The sequence below is a fragment of the Lactiplantibacillus paraxiangfangensis genome, assembly GCF_036246185.1.
GTDB classification, from domain to species: domain Bacteria; phylum Bacillota; class Bacilli; order Lactobacillales; family Lactobacillaceae; genus Lactiplantibacillus; species Lactiplantibacillus paraxiangfangensis.
Window position 1 is genome coordinate 23,842 of record NZ_BTPW01000011.1, and the last position, 26,310, is coordinate 50,151.

At 47.0% G+C, this 26,310-nt stretch carries 26 protein-coding genes; 22 read left to right on the top strand and 4 right to left on the bottom strand.

The features are described 5' to 3' along the window. Positions 1 to 161: 161 nt before the first annotated feature. The 10 genes from AAA939_RS07250 (at position 162) to AAA939_RS07295 (ending at position 9,599) form a co-directional block, all read left to right on the top strand. On the top strand, positions 162 to 3,008 hold the full coding sequence (locus AAA939_RS07250; RefSeq protein WP_338210242.1) for a sigma-54-dependent transcriptional regulator: 2,847 nt from the start codon (positions 162 to 164) through the stop codon (positions 3,006 to 3,008). A gap of 69 nt (positions 3,009 to 3,077) precedes the next feature. After that, positions 3,078 to 3,497 carry a PTS sugar transporter subunit IIA gene (locus tag AAA939_RS07255; RefSeq protein WP_338210244.1) on the top strand — a complete coding sequence of 140 codons (420 nt, stop codon included), beginning with the start codon at positions 3,078 to 3,080 and terminating at the stop codon, positions 3,495 to 3,497. Beyond that, the gene (locus tag AAA939_RS07260) at positions 3,494 to 4,009 is read left to right on the top strand and encodes a PTS sugar transporter subunit IIB (protein WP_338210246.1); all 516 of its coding nucleotides are present in this window, start codon (positions 3,494 to 3,496) and stop codon (positions 4,007 to 4,009) included. Before AAA939_RS07255 ends, AAA939_RS07260 begins: the two co-directional genes overlap by 4 nt. Positions 4,010 to 4,190: 181 nt before the next feature. Then, the gene (locus tag AAA939_RS07265; RefSeq protein WP_338210247.1) at positions 4,191 to 5,162 is read left to right on the top strand and encodes a ketoacyl-ACP synthase III; all 972 of its coding nucleotides are present in this window, start codon (positions 4,191 to 4,193) and stop codon (positions 5,160 to 5,162) included. A 10-nt stretch (positions 5,163 to 5,172) separates the two neighbouring features. After that, positions 5,173 to 5,562: an acetyl-CoA carboxylase biotin carboxyl carrier protein gene (locus tag AAA939_RS07270; RefSeq protein ID WP_338210249.1), complete on the top strand. Its 390-nt coding sequence runs from the start codon at positions 5,173 to 5,175 to the stop codon at positions 5,560 to 5,562. A gap of 2 nt (positions 5,563 to 5,564) precedes the next feature. Continuing rightward, a complete protein-coding gene (locus AAA939_RS07275) occupies positions 5,565 to 6,887 on the top strand; it encodes an acetyl-CoA carboxylase biotin carboxylase subunit (protein WP_338210250.1) in 1,323 nt (440 codons plus the stop codon). Next, positions 6,884 to 7,690, top strand: a complete 807-nt coding sequence (locus AAA939_RS07280) for an acetyl-CoA carboxylase carboxyltransferase subunit beta (RefSeq protein ID WP_338210251.1) — start codon at positions 6,884 to 6,886, stop codon at positions 7,688 to 7,690. Before AAA939_RS07275 ends, AAA939_RS07280 begins: the two co-directional genes overlap by 4 nt. After that, on the top strand, positions 7,683 to 8,456 hold the full coding sequence (locus AAA939_RS07285; protein WP_338210253.1) for a carboxyl transferase domain-containing protein: 774 nt from the start codon (positions 7,683 to 7,685) through the stop codon (positions 8,454 to 8,456). Before AAA939_RS07280 ends, AAA939_RS07285 begins: the two co-directional genes overlap by 8 nt. A 246-nt stretch (positions 8,457 to 8,702) precedes the next feature. Next, entirely contained in the window at positions 8,703 to 8,987 is a 285-nt protein-coding gene (locus tag AAA939_RS07290; RefSeq protein WP_338210255.1) for a LasU family protein, read from the top strand. A 15-nt stretch (positions 8,988 to 9,002) separates the two neighbouring features. After that, positions 9,003 to 9,599: an SdpI family protein gene (locus tag AAA939_RS07295; RefSeq protein ID WP_338210257.1), complete on the top strand. Its 597-nt coding sequence runs from the start codon at positions 9,003 to 9,005 to the stop codon at positions 9,597 to 9,599. A gap of 99 nt (positions 9,600 to 9,698) precedes the next feature. Here AAA939_RS07295 and AAA939_RS07300 read toward each other — a convergent pair whose 3' ends face one another. After that, complete coding sequence (locus tag AAA939_RS07300; protein ID WP_338210259.1) at positions 9,699 to 10,874, bottom strand: LCP family protein; 1,176 nt, start codon at positions 10,872 to 10,874, stop codon at positions 9,699 to 9,701. 276 nt (positions 10,875 to 11,150) lie between these two features. On the opposite strand from AAA939_RS07300, the gene AAA939_RS07305 reads away from it, so the two are divergent. The 3 genes from AAA939_RS07305 to AAA939_RS07315 all read left to right on the top strand — a co-directional run bounded on the left by AAA939_RS07305 (position 11,151) and on the right by AAA939_RS07315 (position 14,043). Beyond that, positions 11,151 to 12,113: an AEC family transporter gene (locus tag AAA939_RS07305; RefSeq protein ID WP_338210261.1), complete on the top strand. Its 963-nt coding sequence runs from the start codon at positions 11,151 to 11,153 to the stop codon at positions 12,111 to 12,113. 78 nt (positions 12,114 to 12,191) lie between these two features. Beyond that, entirely contained in the window at positions 12,192 to 13,223 is a 1,032-nt protein-coding gene (locus AAA939_RS07310) for a DMT family transporter (RefSeq protein WP_338210263.1), read from the top strand. A gap of 142 nt (positions 13,224 to 13,365) precedes the next feature. Further along, entirely contained in the window at positions 13,366 to 14,043 is a 678-nt protein-coding gene (locus tag AAA939_RS07315; RefSeq protein WP_338210265.1) for a 2,3-bisphosphoglycerate-dependent phosphoglycerate mutase, read from the top strand. A gap of 276 nt (positions 14,044 to 14,319) precedes the next feature. On the opposite strand, the gene AAA939_RS07320 is transcribed toward AAA939_RS07315, so the two are convergent. From AAA939_RS07320 to AAA939_RS07330, 3 genes are all read right to left on the bottom strand, one after another. Then, positions 14,320 to 15,651 carry a C1 family peptidase gene (locus AAA939_RS07320; protein WP_338210266.1) on the bottom strand — a complete coding sequence of 444 codons (1,332 nt, stop codon included), beginning with the start codon at positions 15,649 to 15,651 and terminating at the stop codon, positions 14,320 to 14,322. A 77-nt stretch (positions 15,652 to 15,728) separates the two neighbouring features. Continuing rightward, complete coding sequence (rpiA, locus tag AAA939_RS07325) at positions 15,729 to 16,415, bottom strand: ribose-5-phosphate isomerase RpiA (RefSeq protein ID WP_338210268.1); 687 nt, start codon at positions 16,413 to 16,415, stop codon at positions 15,729 to 15,731. A gap of 20 nt (positions 16,416 to 16,435) precedes the next feature. Next, a complete protein-coding gene (locus AAA939_RS07330; RefSeq protein WP_338210270.1) occupies positions 16,436 to 16,732 on the bottom strand; it encodes a GNAT family N-acetyltransferase in 297 nt (98 codons plus the stop codon). Between the two features lie 121 nt (positions 16,733 to 16,853). On the opposite strand from AAA939_RS07330, the gene AAA939_RS07335 reads away from it, so the two are divergent. The 9 genes from AAA939_RS07335 to AAA939_RS07375 all read left to right on the top strand — a co-directional run bounded on the left by AAA939_RS07335 (position 16,854) and on the right by AAA939_RS07375 (position 26,249). Then, positions 16,854 to 17,390, top strand: a complete 537-nt coding sequence (locus AAA939_RS07335) for a dCTP deaminase/dUTPase family protein (protein WP_338210272.1) — start codon at positions 16,854 to 16,856, stop codon at positions 17,388 to 17,390. Between the two features lie 504 nt (positions 17,391 to 17,894). Beyond that, positions 17,895 to 19,271: a DNA repair protein RadA gene (gene radA / locus AAA939_RS07340; protein ID WP_057706910.1), complete on the top strand. Its 1,377-nt coding sequence runs from the start codon at positions 17,895 to 17,897 to the stop codon at positions 19,269 to 19,271. Between the two features lie 20 nt (positions 19,272 to 19,291). Continuing rightward, positions 19,292 to 20,503, top strand: a complete 1,212-nt coding sequence (locus AAA939_RS07345) for a PIN/TRAM domain-containing protein (RefSeq protein WP_338210275.1) — start codon at positions 19,292 to 19,294, stop codon at positions 20,501 to 20,503. A gap of 173 nt (positions 20,504 to 20,676) precedes the next feature. Next, a complete protein-coding gene (gene gltX, locus AAA939_RS07350) occupies positions 20,677 to 22,167 on the top strand; it encodes a glutamate--tRNA ligase (RefSeq protein ID WP_338210324.1) in 1,491 nt (496 codons plus the stop codon). Between the two features lie 192 nt (positions 22,168 to 22,359). After that, positions 22,360 to 23,772, top strand: a complete 1,413-nt coding sequence (cysS, locus tag AAA939_RS07355) for a cysteine--tRNA ligase (protein ID WP_338210277.1) — start codon at positions 22,360 to 22,362, stop codon at positions 23,770 to 23,772. Position 23,773: 1 nt separating this feature from the next. Next, on the top strand, positions 23,774 to 24,184 hold the full coding sequence (locus AAA939_RS07360; RefSeq protein ID WP_338210279.1) for a Mini-ribonuclease 3: 411 nt from the start codon (positions 23,774 to 23,776) through the stop codon (positions 24,182 to 24,184). After that, a complete protein-coding gene (gene rlmB / locus AAA939_RS07365) occupies positions 24,156 to 24,947 on the top strand; it encodes a 23S rRNA (guanosine(2251)-2'-O)-methyltransferase RlmB (protein ID WP_338230758.1) in 792 nt (263 codons plus the stop codon). Before AAA939_RS07360 ends, rlmB begins: the two co-directional genes overlap by 29 nt. 2 nt (positions 24,948 to 24,949) lie before the next feature. Continuing rightward, positions 24,950 to 25,495, top strand: coding sequence for a YacP-like NYN domain-containing protein (locus AAA939_RS07370; protein ID WP_057706904.1), 546 nt, complete (start codon positions 24,950 to 24,952; stop codon positions 25,493 to 25,495). A gap of 190 nt (positions 25,496 to 25,685) precedes the next feature. Continuing rightward, complete coding sequence (locus AAA939_RS07375) at positions 25,686 to 26,249, top strand: sigma-70 family RNA polymerase sigma factor (protein ID WP_338210283.1); 564 nt, start codon at positions 25,686 to 25,688, stop codon at positions 26,247 to 26,249. Positions 26,250 to 26,310 lie beyond the last annotated feature (61 nt).

Consider the following 26,310-nt stretch of genomic DNA (forward strand, 5'->3'; position numbering starts at 1 on the left):
CTTGGTCTAATAGTTTATTTTTTTGTGATACTGAAACCGTTCTCAATTGGAGCTGATTCTCGAGAATATTGATAGTGTGTCAATACACTCTGTGGTAAGATTAAACACAACTGAAGTTATAGATTTAAACTGATACGCTGTGAAGTAAAGGAGTGGCGAAGTTGACTAGAAAAGCACGGATATTTGACTATCTCTGTCAGCATAGTGATGCGAAGGGATTAACCACCGAAGCGGTGGCCAACGCTTTGATGTTAGCTCGATCCAATGTCAGTAAAGAATTAAACGCGCTGGTGCGAGAGGGCCAGCTTGATAAATTGAGCGGTCGGCCAGTGCACTACGTCCAAGCGTCCACCGCAGTACCGGATGAAACTGAACCAGTGACCGCTGGCGTAGCGAATTCTGGGGAGGATAGCGTTTCTCAGGTCGAGCTAAATGCCAATTCATCATTGAAACCGGATATTTTCAATAGTATGATTGGCTCGCATGAAAGCCTGTCAAATCAAGTTGAACAAGCTAAAGCCGCAATTTTGTACCCACCGCGGGGATTAAATACGTTGATTATTGGGCCGACGGGTTCCGGGAAAACTTACTTTGCAAACGCCATGTATCGTTTTGCGGAAGGCAACGACGTTTTGACGAATGCTCAGGGATTGATTACATTCAATTGCGCGGACTACGCCCATAACCCGGAACTGCTGATGTCACATCTGTTTGGTTATGTAAAGGGTTCCTTTACGGGGGCCAATGAAGATAAGGACGGGCTGATTCAAGAAGCGGATGGCGGCATGCTCTTCCTTGACGAAGTTCACCGGTTACCACCGGAAGGCCAAGAAATGATCTTTTACTTTATGGATCACGGGACCTATTCGCGCTTAGGTGAAACGTCAAAGAATCACCACGCCAACGTTCGGCTAGTCTGTGCCACGACTGAAGACCCAGAGAGCACGTTACTGCAGACCTTTGTTCGGCGGATTCCAATTACGATCCAATTACCAGCGTTTAACAATCGCTCGGCGCAGGAACGGTTAGAATTACTCAAGGCCTTATTATCACTAGAAGCCAACCGGATTAATAAGCAAATTAAACTGACTGAAGACGTTGTTCAGGCGTTACTCGGTTCCGTAACGTTTGGGAACGTCGGTCAGTTGAAATCAAACATCCAATTAGTTTGTGCTCAGGGCTTTGTGAATAGTCTGGAAAATGACAGTGAAATCAACATCACCATGGATGATCTTCCTCAAAACATCCGTAGTGGGCTTATGACGGTGGCTTCTAACCGCCACGAGTTAGGTGCCATTTCAGAACTATTAGACCCGATTTTAATCGTTAAACCTAACGATGGACCAACCCCCATGCGTAATAAGAACGATAACTATGAGTTACCGTATAATTTATACGAAATTATTGGGGATAAAGCGTCCCTGTTGCGGCGTGAGGGACTCGATAAGGAACACATTAACCGGTTCATTACGACGGATATTAATCTCCATCTAAAGTCGTTTTATAAACAGACCCAGATGGAAGTCTCGCCCGAGAACAAGTTGGCGGAAATCGTTGACCAAGACGTCATTGATTTTACGAAGACGGCCCAAGCAACGATTCAAGAGATGCTCGGGTACAACTTTAAGGACAACTTCATTTACGCGGTTAGTTTGCACGTCAGCTCGTTCATCAAACGCATTCAGGCGGGCAAGCCCATGCGGCAGATGAGTTCTGATATGCTCGCCATGGTCAAGGAGTATCCGGCCGAAATCAAGGCTGCCGAAGTCTTGAAGCAGGGACTGGAAGAACGTTACCACCTGCCAATTCCGCAATCTGAAGTTTATTATTTAGCTATTTTACTGATTTCTTTAAAGTCCATGCAACTCAATGGCAAAGTCGGCGTGCTGGTTGCAGCCCATGGAATGAGCACGGCGTCGTCGATGGCCCAAGTGGTGGGGCAGTTGTTGGATGACTACGACGTGCGCGCCTTTGACATGCCACTGGATATGGACCCAACCGTTGCTTACACGCACATTAAAAAGCAGGTCCAGACACTGGATGCTGGTAACGGGGTCCTGTTGTTAGTCGACATGGGGTCGTTGACAACGTTTGGCGAACGGATTCAATCCGAAACGGGCATTGCCATTCGAACGATCGACATGGTCACCACCCCGGTTGTATTGGAAGCCGTTCGGAAAGCCAGCTTAATCGACAGTGATTTGGATTCGATTTATCAGGAATTGGTCGGGTTTAAGGGGTACTCACGGATTTCACGAAATTTACCGACTGAAGATCAGAAAAAGTCCGTTAAACCAGCGGCTGCTACGGATAATACGGCACAGCGCGCAATCGTGGCGATTTGCGCAACAGGTGTTGGGACCGCTGAACGAATCAAGTCAATCTTAGATAGTTTACTCGCGCAAAACTTTATTGAAGGCATTACGGTCTTTCCAATTTCTGTCGTCAACATGGCCACTCGAATCAAGCAGATTGGGCAAACCTATCAGATTATTGCGGCAACTGGTATTACGCAACCGAACCTGGACGTTCCGTTTATTTCGCTTGAAGAACTGTTACAGGGTGGCGGCGAGAAGTTTATTGACCAGTTGGCGATGGGGATTGATTCGCCTCAAAGCAACGTGGTCGAAAGTCAAGAGTTGACGCCTGAATTATGCGAACGTTACTTGGGTGACTACTTTACGTTCTTAAACCCGCATAAATTAATCAGTTTGTTGTGGCAGTATAGCGAAACGATTGAAGCGAGTCTCGCAAACGATATGAGCAATGCATTTCGGATTGACCTCATCATGCACCTCGCTGGCGCGCTAGAGCGGACCGCAATTAAAGACGAAATCACGGCACCAACTGAAGAGTTACCAAGTGTGATGGCTTCCAAGTGGTACCCAGTTGTTCAAAAAGCCAATCAGCAAATCAGTGATCAGCTCCAGCTCACATTTTCTGACGCTGAAAATTATTACATTGTGCAATTGTTAGAAACGCATCAAGCGCAAGTAGCGGCTAGTTGATACACTAATTGGCACGTTTCTTGCATGTTATTTCTATGAATGGGTTAAATCAAAAGGAGGAGATTTTCGATGTTAGCGTTTGTCGTAGTCAGTCATGGTAAATTTGCTCAAGGGGTAGTGGACTCTTCCTACATGATTTTTGGGCCACAAGAGAAAGTTCAAGTTGTGACCTTCCAGTTGGATGAAGAACCTGAAGATTTAAGTAAAAGTCTAGCAGCGGCGATTGCTCGTTTTGATGCCGATGATCAAGTCTTGTTTTTGGTCGATTTATGGGGAGGCTCACCGTTCAACGCGGCGAGTCGAATCGTTGCCGAACACGTTGATCGGATGGGGTTAATTACCGGTTTGAACCTGCCGATGCTGATTGAAGCTTATACGGTGCGGGACAAACCATTGAACGAAGTGATTGCGCACTTGGAAGAAACCGGTAAGATTGGGATTAAACATCTCGATTTACTTCAAGATAGCGAGAAAGATGAGATACTATGACGATGGAGATCCGCTTAGCCCGGATTGACAGTCGCCTATTACACGGTCAGGTTGCGACCGTTTGGACTAGAAGTGTGAATCCGAACCGCATTTTAGTGGTATCGGATACGGTTGCGCAGGATACGTTACGCAAGATGTTGATTGTCCAGGCCACGCCGCCGGGGGTCAAGGCGAATGTCATTACGGTTGATAAAATGATTGAAATATATCGAAATCCGCTATTTGACGGGGTCAAACCGTTAGTTTTAACGGACACGCCACAAAATATGGCCCGGTTAGTTGCGGGCGGAATTGATTTTAGCGCGACCGGGGTAGACATTGGGAGCTTGGCTTATACGGCTGGGATGGTCATGGTGACCAACGCGATTGCGGTCGGCCCAGCTGAAGCCGATGCGTTGTATAAGATTCATGCCGCGGGCTTACCAATTTTTGCTCAGAAAGTGCCGACTGATAAAAAAGTCGACGTCATGCCATTGCTATCTAAGAATGGCTTTGAAGCACCCGTTAATTAGTTAAGTGAGCAGTGATTGCTGACCGTTATGCCGGTTGGTGTCACTGTTTTATTTATTATGGGGATCGAATATAAGGATTTGCCTAAAAAAGCGGTCGCTGGCTTTGACCAACGGGCTTTTATTGATAAAATTAATATAATTGATTTGATAACGAGATAGAAAGCAACGGGGAATAAATAAAATGCCAACTTATACAAAAATCACGGCGATGGGACAGTACGTTCCAAAACGGGTCGTTGATAACGATGAATTAGCGACAATCATGGATACTAATGATGAGTGGATTCAAGCGCATACCGGAATTAAGACCCGGCACTTTGCCATGGATCAAGAAAACACTTCGGACCTGGCTACCCAAGTTGCGCAGCAATTATTGACCAAAAGTAGCGTGGCCGCAACCGATATTGACCTTATCATTGTGACGACGATTACGCCCGACGCGTTAACGCCGGCCACTGCTTGTATCGTTCAGGCTAACATTGGTGCCGACAACGCCTTTGCGTTTGATATGAGTGCCGCCTGTGCGGGATTTACGTTTGGTTTGGCAACGGCGGATAAGTTCGTTCGTAGCGGTCAGTATCAAAATGTGATGGTGATTAGTGCCGAAGTGAATTCCAAGATGATGGACTTTCAAGACCGGACCGCCGCAGTTTTCTTTGGCGACGGGGCTGGCGGTGCGTTGTTACAAGCGACGACCAACGCTAACGAGAATAGTCTATTAGCAGAAAAATTACAGACGCAGGGGAACGCGGAAGTCATTCACTCTGGCCGGGTGCGCCCGATAACTAAGGTTGCGGCCAGCAACTATCCGCAAACCGACGCGTTTTATCAAAATGGTCGCGAAGTCTTCCAGTTTGCAACTAACGTGGTTCCTGAGCAGATGAAGACGTTACTTAAAACGGCGAACGTGCAACCAAGTGACCTTCAATATGTTATTTGTCACCAAGCGAACTTACGGATTATTGAAAAGATTGCGGCTAACTTAGCGTTACCAATGGCGAAGTTTCCACATAACGTTGAACGGCTAGGCAACACGTCTTCAGCGGGGGTGGCGATGGCCTTGGCGGAAGTCTTTGATCACATGACCGGACCGACCTTGTTGACCGCATTTGGTGGCGGTTTGGCCTATGGTTCCGTTTTGATTAAAAAGTAGGGGTGCAACTATGGAATTGAAAGATTTAGACCGACTAGTCGAAAAGTATGCGCGCGAAGGCTACCAACAGATTCGGGTCAAAGCTGGCGAACTTGAAATTGAAGTCACGAAGTCAAACGATAAGACTAACGATACGGTACAGTCGACGACACCAGCAACTAGTGCAGACAATCTTGAGGTTAGTGTTAAAAGCCCAATGGTGGGTGTTGTTCACTTAGTCAGTGATTTGAAGGTTGGCCAGACCGTTACAGCGGGTCAGGAGCTGGGCCAGATTGAAAGTATGAAGTTATTCAATCCGTTAACGAGTCCCGTTGCGGGCCAATTAACGGCCATTTTAGTGGCGGATGATACGGCGGTCGAATTTGAACAACCGCTATTTACAGTGCGAAAGGACCGGTAAGTATGTTTCGCAAGCTTTTAATTGCCAACCGCGGGGAGATTGCCGTTCGAATCATTAAGGCCTGCCGGGAACTAAATATTCAAACGGTCGCGGTCTGCTCCACGGCTGATCGGGGCGCTTGGTATACACAGCTTGCCGACGAGGTGGTCTGCATTGGCCCGGCCGCGGCGAGTGCGTCGTACTTAAACGCCGAAGCAATTTTAATGGCGGCCCTGAACACGCATGCGGATGCCATTCATCCCGGTTACGGTTTTTTGTCAGAAAATGCTGAGTTTGCTGAAATGTGTGCCGAGTGCGGTATTACGTGGATTGGACCACAAACGGCCCAGATTAAGTTAATGGGGGATAAATCCCGTGCGAAGGATTTTGCGCGCAAACAGGGGGTGCCCGTGCTATCTGGGCATTCACTCCAGGGGCTTGGATGGACCAGCATTAAGCCCCTTGCGCAACGATTAGGTTTTCCACTAGTCTTGAAAGCCAGTCATGGTGGCGGGGGTAAGGGGATCCGCGTAATTGCGGACGTCAAAAAACTTCACCAGCAGTTACGAACGGCGCGCCAAGAAGCCGTTGCGTCTTTTTTAGATGATTCAATGTACTTAGAACACTACCTTAACCGCGCCCGGCACATTGAAGTTCAGGTGCTTGGAACGGCGACGGGGCTACTGATCCTAGGCGATCGTGACTGCAGTTTGCAGTTACACAAACAAAAAGTGTTTGAAGAAAGTCCGGCAAGTATTTTATCGACGGAGCAGCGCCAGGAGTTGTACCAGTTGACACGCCAACTACTCGCTGGAACGCACTATCAAAGCTTAGGAACGGTTGAATTTTTATTCTCAAATGGCCGGTTTTACTTTATGGAAATGAATACCCGGTTGCAAGTTGAACACGGGGTGACCGAGTTAACAACGGGCATCGACATCGTGCAGGCGCAAATTAAGCAAGCTGCGGGATTGGCCGTTGAAGTCGACGAGAACGTCGGTTTACACCCACAGTGTACGGCGATTGAAGCGCGGATTTCGGCGACGCTGCCGATTCGGCAAACTGAAATTGCGCAACTGAACTGGTCACCCGATGTCCGTGTCGACACTGGTTATCGGGTGGGGGACCACTTGGTGACGATGTATGATGGGCTGATTGCTAAGCTGATGGTCACGGGACCGACGCGTCAGGTTGCGGTTCAAAATTTGCAACGAGCTTTAGCTGCGGTTCAGCTAGTCGGTCCAGAAACCGACCTAGCTTTTTTGCGGGCAACGGTTGCCCGTCCTGAATATGAACGTGACCAGTATTCGATTCACAGCTTAGGTCGTTGGGAGGTTGAAAAATGACGCACTATCCAAAGACAGGAACGTGGACGACGTGCGTCGCTTGCGGCCGCCACGTTCATCACAGTCAGTGGGGACCGTTTCGGCAATGTCCGTACTGCAAACACTGGCAACGACTGACAGCAGAGCAACGCATTGACCTGTTAGTCGATGCGGCTAGTTTTCAACCGTTACCGATGCCCGAACGACCAGTGAATGCGCTGGATTTTCCCGCGTATGACCAAAAATTGGCACGAGCACAGGAGCGGACGACGTCGACTGAAGCGGTTGTGACCGGCGTCGCTACAATTGATCAGCATCCGGCCGTCGTAGCCGTCATGGACAGTTATTTCATGATGGGGACGTTGAACACGGTCGTGACACGGCGCATCGTGGCGGCGAGCCAGGTTGCGCGGAAACGGCAATTGCCATTGATTCTCGTCACGACTTCGGGCGGTGCTCGCATGCAAGAGGGGCTCTACGCGTTAGTCGGGATGAATTTAGTTTTGGCAGAACTCGCCCGCCTAGCCGCATCACCCTTGCCGCTGATTACGGTTTTGACCGATCCGACTATGGGTGGCGTGTCGGCAAGTTTCGCCTTCAAGGGTGACGTCGTCGTAGCGGAAGCCGGTGCTAAGATTGGGTTTGCCGGTGCCCGCGTGATTCAGCAGACGATGCCAGTCGACTTACCCGCAGACTTTCAAACGGCGGAAAGTTTATTTGAACATGGGATGCTAGATGCGGTCGTTGCCCGACCACAACTTTCCCAATATTTAGCGACCGTTTTGGCAAGCTACGATCTGAAAGGGGACCAGTACCATGGATGAACGATTAAAGCGACTCCGGGCTGCGGACCGAATCAGTGCGCCGACGATCATCAAGGCGTTGCTGCCAACCATGGTGTACCAGCGTGGGGACCGGTTATTAGGCCAAGACGACGCGTTGACGGCCGGATTTGGCAAAACGGCGATTGGTCAACAGTTAGCCGTTTTGGGCGTTGACCGGGGCAGTGACCTCACCAGTCGGCGTAATAAAAATGGCGGGGCGTTGACGGTCCCTGGTTACCGAACCGCTTTACGGGTGGTTCAGCACGCGCAAAAGTTTGGGTTACCGGTCGTTAGTTTGATCAACATGCCGGGGGCGGACGCCAGTCCCATGTCGGAACGGTTCGGTCAGAGCCAAGCGATTGCCGACTTGATTGCGGCGACGGGACAGTTAACGGTTCCTAACTTAGTGATTTTTCTCGGGGAAGGCCACAGTGGTGGTGCGTTAGGCTTTGCCAACGCTAACCGGATCATCATGTTAGACGACGCGTTATTTAACGTAGCGTCGCCCGAAGCCGTGGCCGCAATTTTGCACGGACAACAGACCGTTAGCGATGCGATTGACCTGTTGCCCATGACGGCGACGGAACTGACTGAACGCGGGTTAGTCGATCAAGTGGTTTCGCATGAAACGCCGAAGTTGGTGGACACCCTAATCAGCTTGATTGAAGCGCAACTACGGGACTTGAGTCAGTGGGATGGCCCCGCACTGATTGCCCAACGTGAAGCTAAATTTCAGCACTTGTTGGATGCTTGGCCGATTAATTAAAGTGAATAAAGCATATTAAACCACGCGCAAAAGCTGAGCTGTTTTTGCGCGTGGTTTTGAATATCTAGTAATGGTTTGATTGCTAAGTAGACAAACAAAATTTTATGTATGGGGGGTGAATAAAATGTCCGTATACTTAGGCTAAACGGTGGAATTTAGTCGGTAGGGTAGGCAGACGGTCGTCAACGCAGGCCCACTATGGTATCTTTAGCTTGGGTAAAGCTAAAAACATAGGGGGACGAAGCAATGCGAAAAATTGGTGTGGTTTTGCCGACGTGGGTATTTTTAGGAACGCTAATTATGGGATTTTGTATCAGTACAAGCCAGCCAACAGCTGGTCATAATTGGGTGGCCGCTAGCACGGTTGGCTTAGGAATCTATCCAATCATCGTCATTTTTTTTGCGTGCATGGCGAAAACGGTTAGCGGGGTCAAGACGTATTCACTCAGTGAGAAATGGTTTTATGGTTACTTGCTAGGTGTAGCCGTCCTGACCGTTTTAGGTGCGATTTACTTCATGGCACATAACTGAAAAGTGGTGGTCTGCATGTCAAGCATTGAAAAATGGCGCTGGCGTGCGTTAATTTTTTCCGGCTTAAATAGTTTAATGCTGATCTGGTTGTGGCTCCCGAAACCGGTGGGATGGCGGCAACTTCATTTAACGCTTGAAGTCTTGGCTGTCGTGACAATTACGTATATCCTTTCCTTGGTGACGCCGTTTATCGCAGCCTCGACCTACCATTGGACGGCCTGGCAAGTCGCGGAGCACTGGGCGATTGCGTGGTTTATTTATAGTGGTTTGGTGATTTTTGGGCCCATTGGATTAAAAATATCACCCCAAGGTGTGTTGAATGGCCTAGTAATCAGTTTTATGGGGATCCTATGCGTGGATGCACCGCAAAACGGGATACTGGGGATTCGGGTTCCTTGGACGTATCGTTCGCCAATCATTTGGCGTAAAACTAACGTGTTAGGTGGGTGGTTCTTTTTTGGCAGCGGTGTCCTCTGCCTGATTATGAGTAGTTGGTGGCCAACGGCGGCGCTACCGGTAGTTCTGATTAGTGTCATAGTGCCAGGGGCTTCAGCCGTGGTCTGGTATTCGTATTGGCTGGATCATCACCCTAATCATTTAACTAAAGGATGAAGCGTGCATAAAAAAATACCCGTCCAGAAATAGTTAACATTTCTGAACGGGTATTTGAGTTTTAGATACTTAATTGTGGTCTAGTTTGTTTAATCAGTTTTAATACTGTGTGTCCTTGGTCGTTGTTGCATCCTGCGTTGTGGTACTGTCAGTAGTAGTTTGTTGCGTGCTATCCGAGGTCGTGCTGGACGAATCAGAACTGTCGGAGCTACTGCTGCTGCCAGTCGTGATTGAAGCGGTATCCGTAAAGTCGGATTCAGAGATGCTACTGGTTGAAAGCTGCAATTGAGTCCGTAATTTCTTAGAAATCTTGTAACGTTGGGAAGCGGAAGCAACTTGGTAAGAAAGACCATCAATCATGGCATCCGTTCCTTGTAACGTATAAGTCTTGGCATGGTGAGACGCGTTCTTATACTTCGTATCTAAAGTAACCATGTCGTTCCAAGTTAAATCGGTCCGCATGTTGTTAGAGAGTTGCTTCGTAATTTTTTCAATGTTAGCAATCGAGCCTAGTGAGTTAGATTGACTAACCATCGCCATGATAATTTGGCGTTGGCGTTTCTGCCGACCGTAGTCACCGAGGGGATCATCGTAACGCATCCGGGAGTAATCAAGGGCTGCCGCACCGTTCAACTTCGTCTTAACACCTTTTTTAACGTTAACGTGACCATATTTAAAGGTCATCTTTGGCGTAATGGTCACACCACCCATCGCGTTGATGATCTGTTTCAAACCACCCATGTTGATTAAAGCGTAGAAATCAATCGGAACGTTAACTAGTTTTTCAACGGATTTAACGGCACCACTCGCGCCGCCAACCGTATAGGCCGCGTTGATCTTCTGGGACTGACCATCGATCATCACTTGCGTATCACGAGGAATACTAGTCAGTGACATGCTTTCCTTTTTAGGATTGATGGTTGCGATGATCATCGTATCCGTTCTGGCCGAGAAATCTTTCCCTCGTCCCAAGGCACCCGTATCAGTCCCTAACAGAAGGATTGAAAACGGCTTCCCCTGTTTAATGACGGCGTCGACGTTCCGGGATTTGGAAGCCCCGGTTGCCTGAAACGTGGTATTCATCGTATCTTTAGCGGCGTTCCAAGTCTTTGTTCCCCAGTAAGCACCGGCGACTAAGAGCACGCCTAACGCAATCAGTAAGCCGACTAGCCAAGTCCGTTTCTTGTGTGGTTTTAAATGTGGATTGCGTTGTTGTTGCTGCCGATAGCGCCGCTCGCGGGGCCCCATTCCATTATCGTTATTATTTTCTGACATAATCGTTCCTCATCATTTCGTATTTTCACCAATTCTATTCTAGGACGGATAGCAGACTTTTGGTCTGAAAAACGGCTGACTTAATAAGATTTTAACAATCAACTGGTCAATAAATGAACCATATCAGTCAGTACACAATTATAGAACACTATAAATAAAATTATCCAGAACGTCAAACGTTTTCATACGGAAATTGCAATTAGCTACCTAAAAAACAGTGGTATACTGGTAAGGTTCTCATCGAATTATTATTTTTCAGTGAAAGGAGTGTGAAAAATGCAAGTTTTACAGACATTTTTACATAGCATTCAAGGCGTCATGACGATTATCATTATGATTGCCGTTGGTTATTTATTAGCGCGCTGGGGCTGGTTTAGCGAGGATTCAACTAAATTAGTCGCGCGACTCGTCACACAGATTGCGTTACCCGCTTACATGATTGCAACGATCACGAAGCAGTTCACCGCGCAAAAGTTGTTAGATACCTTGCCTGGACTGCGTTTTCCCGTCCTTAACATGGCAATTTTATTCGGGATCTCGTTCGGGGTGATGCGGGCTTTAAACATCAAGAAGAGTCATCGGGGGCTTTTCTCGTCGATGTTTTTTAACTCCAATACTGTTTTTATCGGGTTACCCGTTAACGAGGCGTTGTTTGGGAGTAGTGCCTTACCGTACGTATTGGTGTACTACATGGCTAACACGACGATTTTTTGGACGATCGGAGTTTACCTGATTCAACGCGACGGGGTGGGGGCTGCTAAGTTTGATTTGAAGCAGACCCTCAAAAAGATTTTCTCACCGCCATTGTTAGGCTTTATGATCGGGGTCCTGATCGTCTTATGGCGGATCAAATTGCCAAGTTTCTTAATGGATGACTTCTCTTACATTGGGGGCTTAACGGTTCCACTCTCGATGCTCTTTATTGGGATTTCCATGGCTAACGCTGGCTTGAGCAGTATGCGCTTTGACCGCGACAGTATTGGGATCTTACTCGGACGCTTCATCTTTGCGCCCGTCCTGATGACGTTAATGCTTATCCCAATGTCCATTCCAGTTGAAATGAAACAAGTCTTTATCTTACAATCCGCCATGCCAGTTATGACCAACGCGCCGGTCGTGTCAAAACTCTACGGTGCCGATGCCGATTACGCGGCCGTGATGGTGACGGAAACCACGCTCCTGAGTTTAATCGTGATCCCGATTTTAATGGTGGTTGTTCAGTCGAATCTCATTAACTAGTTTGAAAAGGTTTTGAAAATGGTGCTATACTGAAACGCGTGACTATTAAATTTTTGTTAAGAAGGAAGCGAACGTTTCGTGAAGAAAGCATATCTTTACATTGCAATTTCAACGTTGATGTTCAGTTCAATGGAGATTGCACTAAAGATGGCCGGTAGCGCCTTTAATCCGATTCAATTGAACTTAATTCGATTTTTCATTGGGGCAGTTGTCCTGTTGCCATTTGCGCTGAGTGCGCTTAAAAAGTCAGGTCGGCGTTTAGTTGGAGCCGACTGGCGACTCTTTGCTCTGACTGGGTTGATCTGTGTAATCGTCAGCATGTCGTTGTACCAATTAGCCATTACGGTAGACAAAGCGTCGACGGTGGCCGTGTTATTCAGCTGTAATCCGGTCTTTGCGTTGCTCTTCTCCTACCTGATTCTGCACGAACGGTTAGGCCGAGCTAATTTAATTTCTGTGATTATTTCGGTGATTGGGTTATTAATTATTGTGAACCCAGCCCATTTGACGAACGGATTGGGATTGGTTTTAGCAATCGGTTCAGCCGTTACGTTTGGTCTATATAGTATTGTTTCGCGGTACGGTTCCGTTAAACGGGGACTGAACGGGTTGACGATGACGTGTTTCACATTTTTTGCGGGCGCGTTTGAACTATTGGTTCTAGCGTTGATTACAAAAATTCCGGCGGTAGCTTCGGGGTTAACCGCCATCGGGTTGCGCCAGTTTGCTGCTATTCCGGTACTTGTAAATGTTAATATGCAATATTTCTGGTTATTATTCTTTATTGGGGTCTGTGTCACGGGTGGTGGCTTTGCCTTTTATTTCTTGGCAATGGAAAAAACCGACGTGTCGACGGCTTCACTGGTCTTCTTTATCAAACCGGGATTAGCGCCAATTTTAGCTGCGCTGATCTTACGGGAACAAATTGTACTCACGACGGTGATTGGGATTGTTGTGATCCTGATTGGGTCAGTCGTGACCTTTGTTGGTAATCGGTTCAGAGAACGCGCCAGTGCCATGGGCAAGGTTGCGCAGTCTGAAACGGATGGGGATGCTGAAGCACTCAAGTTGGCTCAGCACTCTAACGCCATTTCGAATCAGGAAGACTGATAATTAAAGCTTTGAGAACGGTTAAACTTAGTGGTGACGCTAGTTTAGCCGTTCTTTTTAATTGATAGTAAGACAGTTCCGACTTTGAAAAACAGGTTAAATCGATTATGATTAGAAGTAATTAATATGGCAGGTGTAGAGAATGACAGAACTGGTATTGGTACGACACGGTGAGAGTACGGCGAATCGCGATAATACGTATACGGGCTGGAGTGACGTACCGCTGACGGACGTTGGTATTATGCAGGCTCACCATGCAGGCAAACGGCTACGAGAAACCGGCATTCAGTTTGGCGCAGTCCACACGTCGGTTTTAAAGCGCGCAATCGTTACGGCCAACATTATGTTGGATGAGATCGATCAAGCATGGTTGCCGGAGTATAAAACGTGGCGCCTGAATGAACGACACTACGGCGCGTTGCGTGGACAAAATAAGGACGCTACCCGCCAAGAATACGGTAAGGCACAAGTTCAAAAATGGCGGCGAAGTTTTTATACGGTACCCCCATTATTGACGGCGGCTGAACTGGATCATGACCGGCGTTACATGAAGTACGGGCCAAACATTGAACCCCGCGGTGAAAGCCTAAAGATGGCGTACGACCGTATCATGCCGTACTGGATCAATATGATTGCACCACGGTTGTTAGATGGACAAAATCAGCTAGTCGTGGCACACGGTAGTACGTTACGTGCGATGATCAAGTACCTCGAACAGATTAGTGATACGGGGATTGATGGGGTCGAAGTGGCCAACGGAGTCCCAATTTGTTACCACATGGATGACCAGTTGAACATTACGGGTAAAGAAGAATTCTAAGCCTTAAAGGCTCTATCAGTACTGAAACAGTAACAGTAGTTATGCCAAAATTATCCGCTCCGCTGGCCAGGGCTGGTATGCTGTGGGGGATGGTCCCACGACCGCATGTCATCAGTGGCAACCGGAATCGCTATTCTCATGGCTTAGATATTGATACAGCTGTAATTAATTCTTGAAATTAACTTGCAACCTTTAGGATTAAAAAAACACACGGGACACTCACGGCAATGTTTGCCAGTGAGTGTCCCGTGTGTTTTTATCATGATGCAAATGTGATTAAGCTAAAGCGCCCATTGGATCCCAAGGTGCTAAGATTGTTGGTTCTTCTGCTTGTGCCTTTTTCAATTCATCAGGTAAGAATTGTTTGTTAACAACGACTTGGTAGCAGTATTCATCCATCCAAGCGTCACTCATCACGAAGAAGCCCTTCGTTCCGACTTTGTCACCCCAGCTGTTTTCGACCTTCCATTTAGTTGGTTGGCCGTTGACTAGGTCGACACCGGTGATGACCATTGCGTGGGTCATTAAGCTTTGACCGTAGTCCAAACGTTCTGCTTTAGACATGGACAAGTCAACGTCGAATAATTCATCTTGGTTGTAGACGTCCATGGCCATAACACCCTTTTGACGGTCAGAAGACTTACCAACGTCACAACCGAACCAAACACTTTGGCCCGCTTTGAGTTGGTTGATGGCGAGTTGCTTGAAGTCTGCCATTGAGACGTTCAAATGCTTAACTTCACGGCCGCCTAAAACGTTACCTAACATTTCAATCGTGTAGGTGTGGTTGTATGGCTTGTCATCGGTTGGGGCGTTGATGATTGAAACGTAGTCGTCCAAGTTCCAGCCAATGTACTTCTTGAAGAAGCTTTGTGGCGTCAAGCCTTGGTCGATGTGATATTGTTTGTTGTCATCGCGGTATTCCCAGTCGAATTCGGTAGCGGGTTCGCCAAATGCGTAAGATAACATCCGGTAAACTTCATTCAACATTTTTTCCTTACGGTCTTGAATAGCGTCAGCACTAGTCCCAGCTGCGACTAATTCACGGAGTTCAACGGCGTCTTTACGTAACTTTAAGTTCAACGTTGCATTGATTTCAGCGGACTTTGAACTGTTGTAGGTTTCAGGCATCACGCTCTTAGGAACGATCCCATATTTTTGGATGATCGCAACGAGCATGTCCCATTGGCCACCGTCTTGTTGTGGGGTGGTCATTAACCAAGCAACTTTCCGGCTGCTAGTTGGTTGGTCAGCAGTTGCTAAGACGTTTTCGTAGAAATAGTTGGCCTTTTCAAACTTGTCCCAGAAGAAAGTGTAGTTCTGAGATAATTCAAAATGCTTTAAGTTGAACTTTTCAGCTAAGTCGTGACGCATCGTGTTCAATGCGGCGAACATCCAGCAACGGCCACTTTGCTTTTGGTTAGCCACGTCACCGGTGTCCAAATCAATTGAAAATACCGGGGTGATTTGGCTCATTGCTTGAATATCCTGACTGCTTGCTAAGATACCGTTCTTGGTCACGCTACGTTCGATGACTTTTGCATCGGCGTGTTGATCTAAATCGGCTTGAAAATTGGCAATCTGGTTCATACTAATTTCTTTACTCAAAAAATCACGCTCCTTTAATCTTATTCTCATTGTATCGGTTTCTGAAGGCGTCGACAAGCAATCCGTGAAAGGAAAGTTTATGGACGGGCTTCAAGTACTTCGGGACCATCGGCATGACCGACGATTACTGTGTTGACCATATCAAGGAATAGCCCGTGTTCAACAACGCCGACCATGTGAATCAGGTCTTCGGCTAGTGCCTGGGGATCAGTGATGGGATTGATATGCAAATCAATGATGATGTTGTTGGAGTCGGTCCGGACAAATTCGCCGTCAACTTTACGGAAGACCGGGTTATAACCGCGGGCAGCCATCTTTTCAAAGACGTGTTGGCTCCCATAAGGAATGACTTCTACTGGTAAACCAAACGCACCGAGTTGTTTAACCATTTTACTTTCGTCCACGATCCACATAACTTTATCGGAATTAATGGCAACGATCTTTTCAAAGAGAAGGGCGGCCCCGCCACCCTTGACCCCTTGATAGTCAGCGGAGATTTCGTCGGCACCGTCAATGGTTAAATCGAGGTGGTCGACTTCATCGACGGACTTCATTGGAATCCCTAAACTTTTAGCTTGGGCTTCGGTCCGTTCGGAAGTTGAGACGCCGACAATGTTAAGGTGTTCGTTTTTAACACGTTCACCGAGGGCGTCGACCATAAATTTAACGGTTGAACCGGTACCGAGTCCAACTTGCATGCCATCTTTAATATATTCAACAGCTTTTTGGCCAACTAGCTGTTTTAATTGATCCTGCTGATTCATTAGTAGACGTGCTCCTTTATTTAAGACTTAGTGACTAAGATATCCTGTGCTTCGGGGTGACGATCAAAGTAAGCCTTGGCATAGGTACAGAGGGGCTGAATTTGTTTGTGTTCAGCCCGTGCAGCGTCAATGACGGCTTCGGTCAGTTGAGCAGCGAGACCTTGATGACCAAAGTCGTCGCGCACAAAGGTGTGTTCAATGACCCAAGTCTGATCATCGTTGATGGCTGGAAAAGTAATTTCACCAGCTAATTTTCCCTGATCGTCGTTGAAGAAAAATCGGTGCGGTTCACGCGTGAATTCCATTGCTGTCACCACCTTGTAAAGGGTTTTATAACTAAAGCTAATTAAACCGGTAAATGCCTATTTTGTCAACGAATCCACTGGTAGAAGTGTGGTAAAATGTGGTCACATATTAAACTTGAAAGTAGGAATTAAAATGGCCCGAGGATTTGAGATTGTGAGCGCATACACTGACCAAGGATTACACGTCCCTTATCGGACAACGAAGCAAGCGGCTGGATACGACTTTGAGGCAGCGGAAGACTTTACGTTACCATCGATTTGGAAACTGAACTTCATTAAGATTTTGTGGCAGCTACACCACGGCGAAAAAAGTTCCGAAGCGGACTTAGACGCCGCCGCAAAGACGTTAAAGCCATTTTTAGTTCCAACGGGGATTAAGGCCTACATGAATGACGGCGAATATTTGTTGATGGCGAACCGCTCCAGCAACCCGTTGAAGCGCAACCTGATTTTACCAAATGGGATTGGCGTAATCGATGCGGACTACTATAACAACGCTAAAAATGAAGGGGCCATCTACGTCCAATTGATCAACATGGGCATTCGCGACGTCCACATCAAAAAGGGTGAACGCATTGCGCAAGGCATCTTTACCCACTACCTGACAGCCGATAACGAAGCCGACGTCACAACCACCCGTTCCGGTGGTTTTGGGTCAACGAACAAGTAGAGGTTACTTTCCGCTTCGGGCGACCATGATTGCACCTGCTGTGGCGACCGGTCCAAGCCAAAAAGCGGTCTTGGGCCTCGCTTGAGAGCCAAAAAGCATGCCTCTCAAGACGTCGGTGGTGTAAAACGGAAATTCGCCGTTTAACGCCACCCTCACAGCGGGTTTCATCATGGTCGCCTTTCAGCTAAGTGAGATTTTTCAGTCAATTTTAGGTCAGGTTACATTACGGAACGACTTGAAGAGGCGTCTTTTGAGGTTTTTAAGTGAGATTCCAGACTAAACTTTCCCTCATAAGCACACCAATTCTGTCTGGCGAAGCAGCTAATCAGGCGGAACTGGTCCTGTGGTTCACTGTTTTTGTCTGGCGAAGCGGTAGTAATAGATAAAAATCCATTAAACTGATGCGATTTACCGGCTTTAATGGTTAATAATGGTAAAATAAAGTGATGTACATTGAATGTCGATTAAGCGCCGAAACGGTGCACGGATGGGAGGCCAATTTTAGTGGCAAAAGTGAAGACCCAGTTTGTTTGTTCTAATTGTGGGTATTCGACCCCACGTTATCTTGGGCGTTGTCCCAACTGTGGCGAGTGGAACACGTTGGTTGAAGAACACTTTGATAAAAAGCCGGACCGCAAGTCGCGGGTCAGTTTTGCCGGTAAGTCGGCGAAGCCCCAACGGTTAAAGGAAGTTTCTTTAACGAAAACGCCACGCGTCAAGACGAAGCTTCAAGAGTTTAACCGGGTCTTGGGTGGCGGTGTCGTGCCAGGCTCCCTAGTTTTAATTGGTGGGGACCCCGGCATCGGGAAGTCAACCTTACTGTTACAAGTCTCAGGGCAACTCGCTGAAACGGGTGGCTCGGTACTGTACGTGACCGGTGAAGAAAGTGCGTCCCAAGTTAAGATGCGGGCCGACCGGTTGGCAGTCGATAGTGAAGACTTTTACCTTTACCCGGAAACGGATATGTCAAATATCCGGGCAACGATTGAATCAATGAAGCCAGAGTTTGTGGTTATTGATTCAGTTCAAACCATGCAGGAACCGGACGTGGATTCCGCGATTGGATCGGTGTCACAAATTCGTGAGATCACGGCGGAACTTTTACAAATTGCAAAAACGAACGGAATTACAATTTTTATTGTTGGACACGTGACTAAGGGTGGCGCTATTGCCGGACCCAAGATTTTGGAACACATGGTGGATACCGTGCTCTACTTTGAAGGTGACTTGCACCATACTTACCGGATCTTGCGGGCCGTAAAAAACCGGTTTGGGTCTACTAATGAACTTGGTATCTTTGAAATGCGGACGGGTGGCTTATACGAAGTCGCTAACCCGTCGGAAATTTTCTTGGAAGAACGGCTAAAAGATGCGACCGGATCAGCCATCGTGGTTTCGATGGAAGGGACGCGCCCAATTTTAGTTGAAGTTCAGGCGTTAGTGACGCCGACGGTCTTTGGTAATGCCAAGCGGACCGCCAGTGGTTTGGACCATAACCGGGTGTCGTTACTGATGGCCGTGCTTGAAAAACGGGCCAGCTTGATGTTACAAAATCAGGATGCCTATTTGAAGGCGGCCGGCGGGGTCAAACTTGATGAACCCGCAATTGATTTGGCGATTGCTGTCAGCGTCGCTTCGAGTTACCGTGATCAGCAGACCCGTCCTACCGATTGTTTTGTCGGTGAAGTTGGGTTGACTGGTGAAATTCGGCGTGTTAACCGGATCGAACAACGGGTCGGTGAAGCGGCCAAACTTGGTTTTGAACGAATCTTTATCCCGAAGAATAATCTGCAAGGCTGGGATATTCCAAAGGGAATTAATGTCATTGGGGTTTCGACCTTGAAGGAAGCCTTACAGTTAGCATTACAACAGCCAAACTAATTTATAAAGGAGTCGTCGCGATGAAGAAGTTAACGGTGCGACTCGTGTTTATCGTTGTCGGTGGGACGTTAGGATTAACTTACCTGCCGTTTTTATGGGACACGATTTGGGCGCAACCAAACGTACTAGTGAATAACATCTTAACCAACTTTGTGTTGGGAGCGTTAGTTTTATGGGTTCTGTCGCTATTCTTAGCGAATGCCGCGGTGCGGCTAGTGGACCGGGTTGAAAAAAATCTGTCGAAGCAAAATCCAATGACGTTATTATTTGGAAGTATCGGTTTTATTATTGGGTTACTGATCGCGGTTCTGATTTCGCAATTATTCAATCGCAGTCCGTTATTCTTATTGAACACGGTCATCCCAATTATTTTGATGCTATTTTTTGGCTATATCGGTGCCCGGGTCGGTACGACACGAATCGATGAATGGCGGAAAGTCTTTAATTTTCGGCGGCGTGAGAAGGAAGCCGACCCGGAAATTACGGATGCTCAGCCGGACAAAAACTATCACCATTACAAGATTTTGGATACCAACATTTTGATTGATGGTCGAATTTACGACATCGTCAAGACGGGCTTTTTGGAAGGCACGTTGCTGGTGCCTAACTTTGTCCTGTACGAATTACAGTACATTGCGGATTCTGCGGATAGTATTAAGCGGGTCCGGGGTCGCCGGGGCCTAGATATTTTAAACAAGCTTCAAAATGAAAATATTATCCCCGTTGAAATGTACGAGGGTGACTTTGAAGACATTCCAGAAGTGGATAGTAAGCTCATCCAGTTGGCTAAAAAAGTCAACGGTGTGATCGTCACGAACGATTACAACTTAAACAAAGTGATCGAATTCCAAAACGTTCAAGTCTTAAACATCAATCAATTGGCTAAGTCCTTGAAGCCACGGGTTATTCCTGGTGAAGAAATGAACGTCATGGTGGTTAAGAACGGTAGCGAGCGGCAACAAGGGGTTGGTTACCTTGATGACGGGACCATGGTCGTGGTTGAAGATGGAAAATTCTACATCAACGAAAAAGTGGATGTCATTGTGACGAGTGCGTTGCAGACGGATGCGGGCCGGATGATCTTTGCACGGCTAGCACATGCCAATCGTGGTATTTCGGACCATACCGAAAACGAGAGCGGTCATACTGGCAATAAACATAGTAATAATCGCAGCAGCCACAATAACGACAATCCGCAAAGCGGTGGAAACAACCATAATAATCGCCACTAAGATTGATTAGTTTATCGTGGGAAAATCAAGGCGGAAACTTAATTTTTAGCGGTAAACATGGTAAACTGGATAAGCAAGTGGACCGGATGACGTCTCGGTTATTGAAGCGGGGCGTTACTGGTTTTATATCGTCACAGTAAGTGATAAAAATAATGAAAGAGGCGTTAATCACATTGGCAAAGAGCAAGATTCGTGTGCGTTACGCACCAAGTCCAACTGGCCATTTACACATTGGTAATGCCCGGACAGCATTGTTTAACTATTTATTTGCCCGGCATAATAAAGGGAAGTTTATTCTTCGAATCGAAGACACCGATTTAAAGCGGAACGTCGCTGATGGTGAAAAGAGTCAAATGGATAACCTGAAATGGTTAGGCATGGATTGGGACGAAGGTCCAGATATTGGTGGCGACTACGGTCCCTACCGTCAATCTGAACGGAAGTCCATTTACGATCCGTTGATTCAACAATTGATCGATGAAGGCAAAGCTTATGAGTCTTACATGACGGAAGACGAATTAAAAGCTCAGCGTGACGTCCAAAAAGCCAACAAAGAAATGCCACATTACGTGTACGAATTTGCTGGCATGACCGAAGAAGAAAAACAAGCTAAGATTGCCGCTGCTAAAGCGGCGGGATTAAAGCCTGTTATTCGTTTCCACGTCCCAGAAGGTAAAACTTACGCTTGGGATGACATGGTTAAAGGAAACGTCTCCTTTGAATCCAAGACGGTCGGTGGTGACTTCGTCATTAAGAAACGTGACGGGATGCCAACGTATAACTTTGCCGTTGTGGTTGATGATCACATGATGCAAATCAGCCACGTTTTCCGTGGTGATGATCACGTTGCCAACACGCCTAAACAATTAATGATTTACGAAGCCTTTGGTTGGGAAGCACCTAAGTTTGGCCACATGAGCTTAATTATCAATACCGAAACCGGTAAGAAATTAAGTAAACGTGACGAAACGGTGCTCCAATTTATCGAACAATACCGTGAATTGGGTTACTTACCAGAAGCGATGCTCAACTTCATCATCCTATTAGGGTGGTCACCAGTTGGTGAAAGTGAATTGTTCACGAAGCGTGAATTCATCAAGATGTACGATGAAAAGCGTTTGAGCAAGTCACCAGCCTCATTTGATGGCAAGAAGTTGGAATGGGTCAACAACCAATACATCAAGAAGGCTGACGAAAACGAAGTCTTTGCGATGTCAATTCGTCAATTGATCAAAGCCGGTCGGTTACCAAAACGTCCTGACATGAGTCAAATCGAATGGACCCGGACGTTAGTTTCACTTTACAAGAACCAAATGAGTTACACGGGTCAAATCGTCGACTTAGCTGACTTGTTCTTTAACGGTCCAGCTGACATTAACGATGAAGCCAAGGCGGAACTTGATAATGAAACTGCGCCAATCGTTTTAAAGGAATTCCGGAAACGCGTTGAAGATATCGATGTCTTTGAAGCAACTGAAATTCAAAAGACGATTAAGAGCATTCAAAAAGATACTAAGATCAAGGGTCGTCAACTTTACATGCCGATTCGGATTGCCGTTTCTCATGAAATGCATGGTCCTGAATTACCAGAAACCATCGAATTATTAGGTCGCGAAACGACGATGAAGCATCTTGATGCGATGATCTCGGAACTCGCTAAATAACAATTTGCGTATAAACGTCTTTGGCGCTGCGGAGTCTCCGTAGTGCGGGGGCGTTTTTTATTGCGTTGTTGAAGGCTGGCCGATGGAATGTGCCATTTAGACTAACTTTAATCCGACTAAGAATTTCACCCACGGGTAGAACATGGTAAACTAGCAACAAAGCAATTGTGAACTGGAAAGGAGTGCCACTGCATGTTAAATGTTTTTAATACGCTGACGCGTCAAAAGGAACCATTCAAACCACTGACCCCCGGGGTCGTTAAAATGTACGTCTGTGGGCCAACCGTTTATAACTATATTCATATCGGCAATGCCCGCTCCGCCATTGCGTTTGATACCATTCGGCGCTACTTTGAATATTCAGGCTACCACGTTGATTACGTTTCAAACTTCACCGATGTTGATGATAAGTTAATCAAACGTGCGGCTGAAGACCATACAACGGTGCCTGAAGTGGCCGACCGTTTTATCAAGGCTTTTATGGAAGACACGGCTGCGGTCAATATTGAACCAGCAACCGCCCATCCCCGTGCATCGGAAAATATTCCTGAAATTATTAGTTTTGTTCAAGAATTGATTGATAAAGGTTACGCTTATGAATCTGAAGGGGACGTCTACTACCGGACCCGGAAGTTTAAAAACTACGGTCAGTTATCCGACCAACGCATCGATGACCTTGAAGTCGGCGCGAGTCAACATACGGCGGATGAGGAAACGAACCGTAAAGAAGATCCAATCGACTTTGCTTTGTGGAAAGCCGCTAAGCCGGGTGAAATTTCTTGGGACTCGCCTTGGGGTAAGGGACGTCCGGGTTGGCATATCGAATGCTCCGTCATGTCCACTAAGTACTTGGGCGACACGTTCGATATTCATGGCGGTGGTCAAGACTTGGAATTTCCACACCATGAAAATGAAATTGCACAAAGTGAAGCGAAGACCGGTCAAAAGTTTGCTAACTACTGGTTGCATAATGGTTTTGTGACGGTTGGCGATGATAATGAAAAGATGAGTAAGTCCTTAGGCAACTTTGTGACCGTTCATGATATCATTAAAAAAATCGATCCTCAGATTTTGCGCTTTTTCATGGCGACGACGCAGTACCGGCGGCCAATTCAATACACGCAAGGCAACTTGGACGAAGCGGCGAACAACTTAAGTAAGTTGCAAAACGCTTATCGTAACTTGAATTTCCGGCTAAGCGACGCTGAAGCGGGGACGGATGCTGACGTGATGGCACAACTTCAAGGCTTAAAGGGTGACTTCGTGACCGCCATGGATGACGACTTTAACGTGCAAAATGGGATTACGGCCGTCTACGAATTAGCTAAGTTAGCAAACGTCTACGCAGCTCAAACGACCGTTCAGGCGGACACTGTAACTGCTTTGCGGGATGCTTTGGCGCACCTGGCAGGGGTCTTCGGAGTAACCTTTGAAGCGCCAAGTAACGAACTCGCCGATGCGGATATTCAAGCATTGATCGATGACCGTGAGGCGGCACGGCAAGCTAAGGACTTTGCTAAGGCTGACCAGATCCGAGACGATTTAAAAGCCCAAGGGGTTATTTTAGAAGATACGCCCCAAGGGGTTCGGTTTAGAAAGGAATAATATGCAAGTTGATTATCAGCAATTAAACGGCATCGCCCTCGCGTACTTAGGTGACGCGGTGTACGAACCGTTTATTCGCCAACATTTGATTGAAATTGGGTTTACAAAACCCACAAAATTGCACCACCATGCGACCCACTACGTTTCTGCCAAGGCCCAAGCAGCCTTAATTGCGTTGATGCAAACAGACGACGTTTTGACGCCAGTTGAAGATGACGTCTTCAAACGCGGACGCAACGCTAAGAGCCATACGTCTGCAAAACACACCGACGTTTTAACTTACCGGATTTCAACCGGGTTTGAAGCGGTCTTTGGTTACTTGCAGTTAACGCAACAGACGGAACGAATTGCGGAACTCGCCAACTGGTGCATTCAGCAAGTTGATGAAGGGAGGATTTCAAGTGTCAAATAATGAACAGAACCAAACGCCAGAAAATGGGGACTTCGTCATTGGGCGTCACTCAGCCATGGCCGCAATTAAGAGCGACCAACAAATCAATAAAGTTTTCATTCAAAGTGGGCTACAGGCCGACGTTTTAAACGATATTGCAAAGATTGCGAAGAAGCGGAACTTAATCGTGCAGTACGTGCCGAAGCAAAAGCTTGATCGTTTAACCGATAACGCGAACCATCAGGGGGTCGCTGTCGGGGTCGCGGCGTTTGAATACGCGACGATTGACGATTTATTTGCCGTCGCAAAGGAAAGAAATGAAGCCCCGTTTTTCCTAATCCTTGATAATATCGAAGATCCCCATAACTTAGGATCAATCATGCGGACAGCGGACGCTGCGGGTGCCCACGGGATTATCATTCCTAAGCGCCGGGCCGTTGGCTTAACCAGTACGGTGGCCAAAACGTCGACCGGTGCCATTGAGCATGTGAAGGTGGCCCGGGTCACCAACCTTGTGCAGACGGTTAAACAGTTACAAGAAGCCGGCCTATGGATCTTTGGGACGGATATGAATGGGACTGATTACCGCCAGTGGGATGCGTCTGGTGCAGTTGGACTGATTATCGGGAATGAAGGTAAAGGAATTTCACCATTACTCAAGAAGAGTGTGGATGAAATGCTAACGATTCCAATGATTGGGCATGTTCAGAGTTTGAATGCGAGTGTGGCCGCTAGTCTCTTGATTTATCAAGGCTACACGTCGCGCCACCCACTTGGAAAATAGTGATGAAACAACAATTATTGATTGTAGATGCATATAATATGATTGGTAATTGGCCGGAACTTGCCCGGTTAAAACAAGCTGGTCGGTTACCCGAAGCGCGGGATGAACTGATCAACGTTTTAACGGAGTATAAAAAAATTACGGGTCTAAATATTAGCCTGATTTTTGATGCCATGTACGTTCCGGGCAATTCGAAGAGTTATCGGCAAGCTGATTTAGAGATTGTATGGACCAGCAAGGACCAGACGGCTGACAGCTATATTGAAAAGTACGCGGCGGATAAACAGTCCCGCGTGCTACAAGTGACGGTTGCGACTAGTGACCAGGCGGAACAGTGGGTCATCTTTTCGGAAGGTGCCCTGCGTGTGCCGGCCTTAGAACTTCGCAAACGGGTTCACGATGAGCTGAAGGAAGTTCGCCACACTGCCGTTAGAACACAGGATTTGGGTGCGGTCCGTAAATCACCGTGGGATGACGATCAATTGTCGAAATTGAATCAGTACCGTGAACGACTAGAACGTGAGCACGTTAAACATCATCATAAATAGAATTATGGGGTGTCAGCACGTTAGTTTTAATGGCTAGATTGATAACTTTAAATTAATTAATTGGTGAACTAATTTCTAGTATGAAATAAAAACGTTTGTTCGCTTGTGCTGCTCAAAAGGCCCATGTATATTGGGTTTACAGATTCAATGGGGTGCGGTTTCTGAAAATTACAGAAACGAGGAAAGCCATTTGAACGAGCAGCAATTAATTGCGTTAGCAGCACAAGGTGATGATCGGAGTATTATCCAGTTAGCTGATCAATATTTGCCAGTGGTTTTAAAGTTAAGGCGCCAGTATTTCATTCGTAATTTTGATGATGAGGATTGGCTGCAAGAGGCGCGCATTGCCATTCATCGCGCAGCTAAGCAGTATGATGCCGCGCAACCGTGCAGTTTTGGCGCGTTTTATCGGCTATTACTGAGCAACCAGGTCATCGATTTGATTCGTCGTTCGCAGGCTAAGAAGCGGCGTCCTGAGCAGGAGGTTGTTTCGTTGGACACGGAGGAAGAGGACGGGCTAAGTAACGTCCTCGTAACCACCTTGTCCGCCGTAGACGTGGTCTATGTTCATGAGCAACTCGTTGAATTTGCACGGGTCTGTTCACACTTTGAAGCACAGGTCTTTGCAGCGATGCTGACGGGGATGACGCCCCAAGGGATCGCGGTAATGCTTCAAGTGGAGCTTGCGCCAGTCACGAACGCGGCGGATCGGTGTCGACGGAAGTTGCGGCGATTGTTACTAAGCCAGACATGAAATTGACATTCAAAAAATTCCATGCTAATGTTAAGCTTGAATTATTATGGAGGTTTTGTCG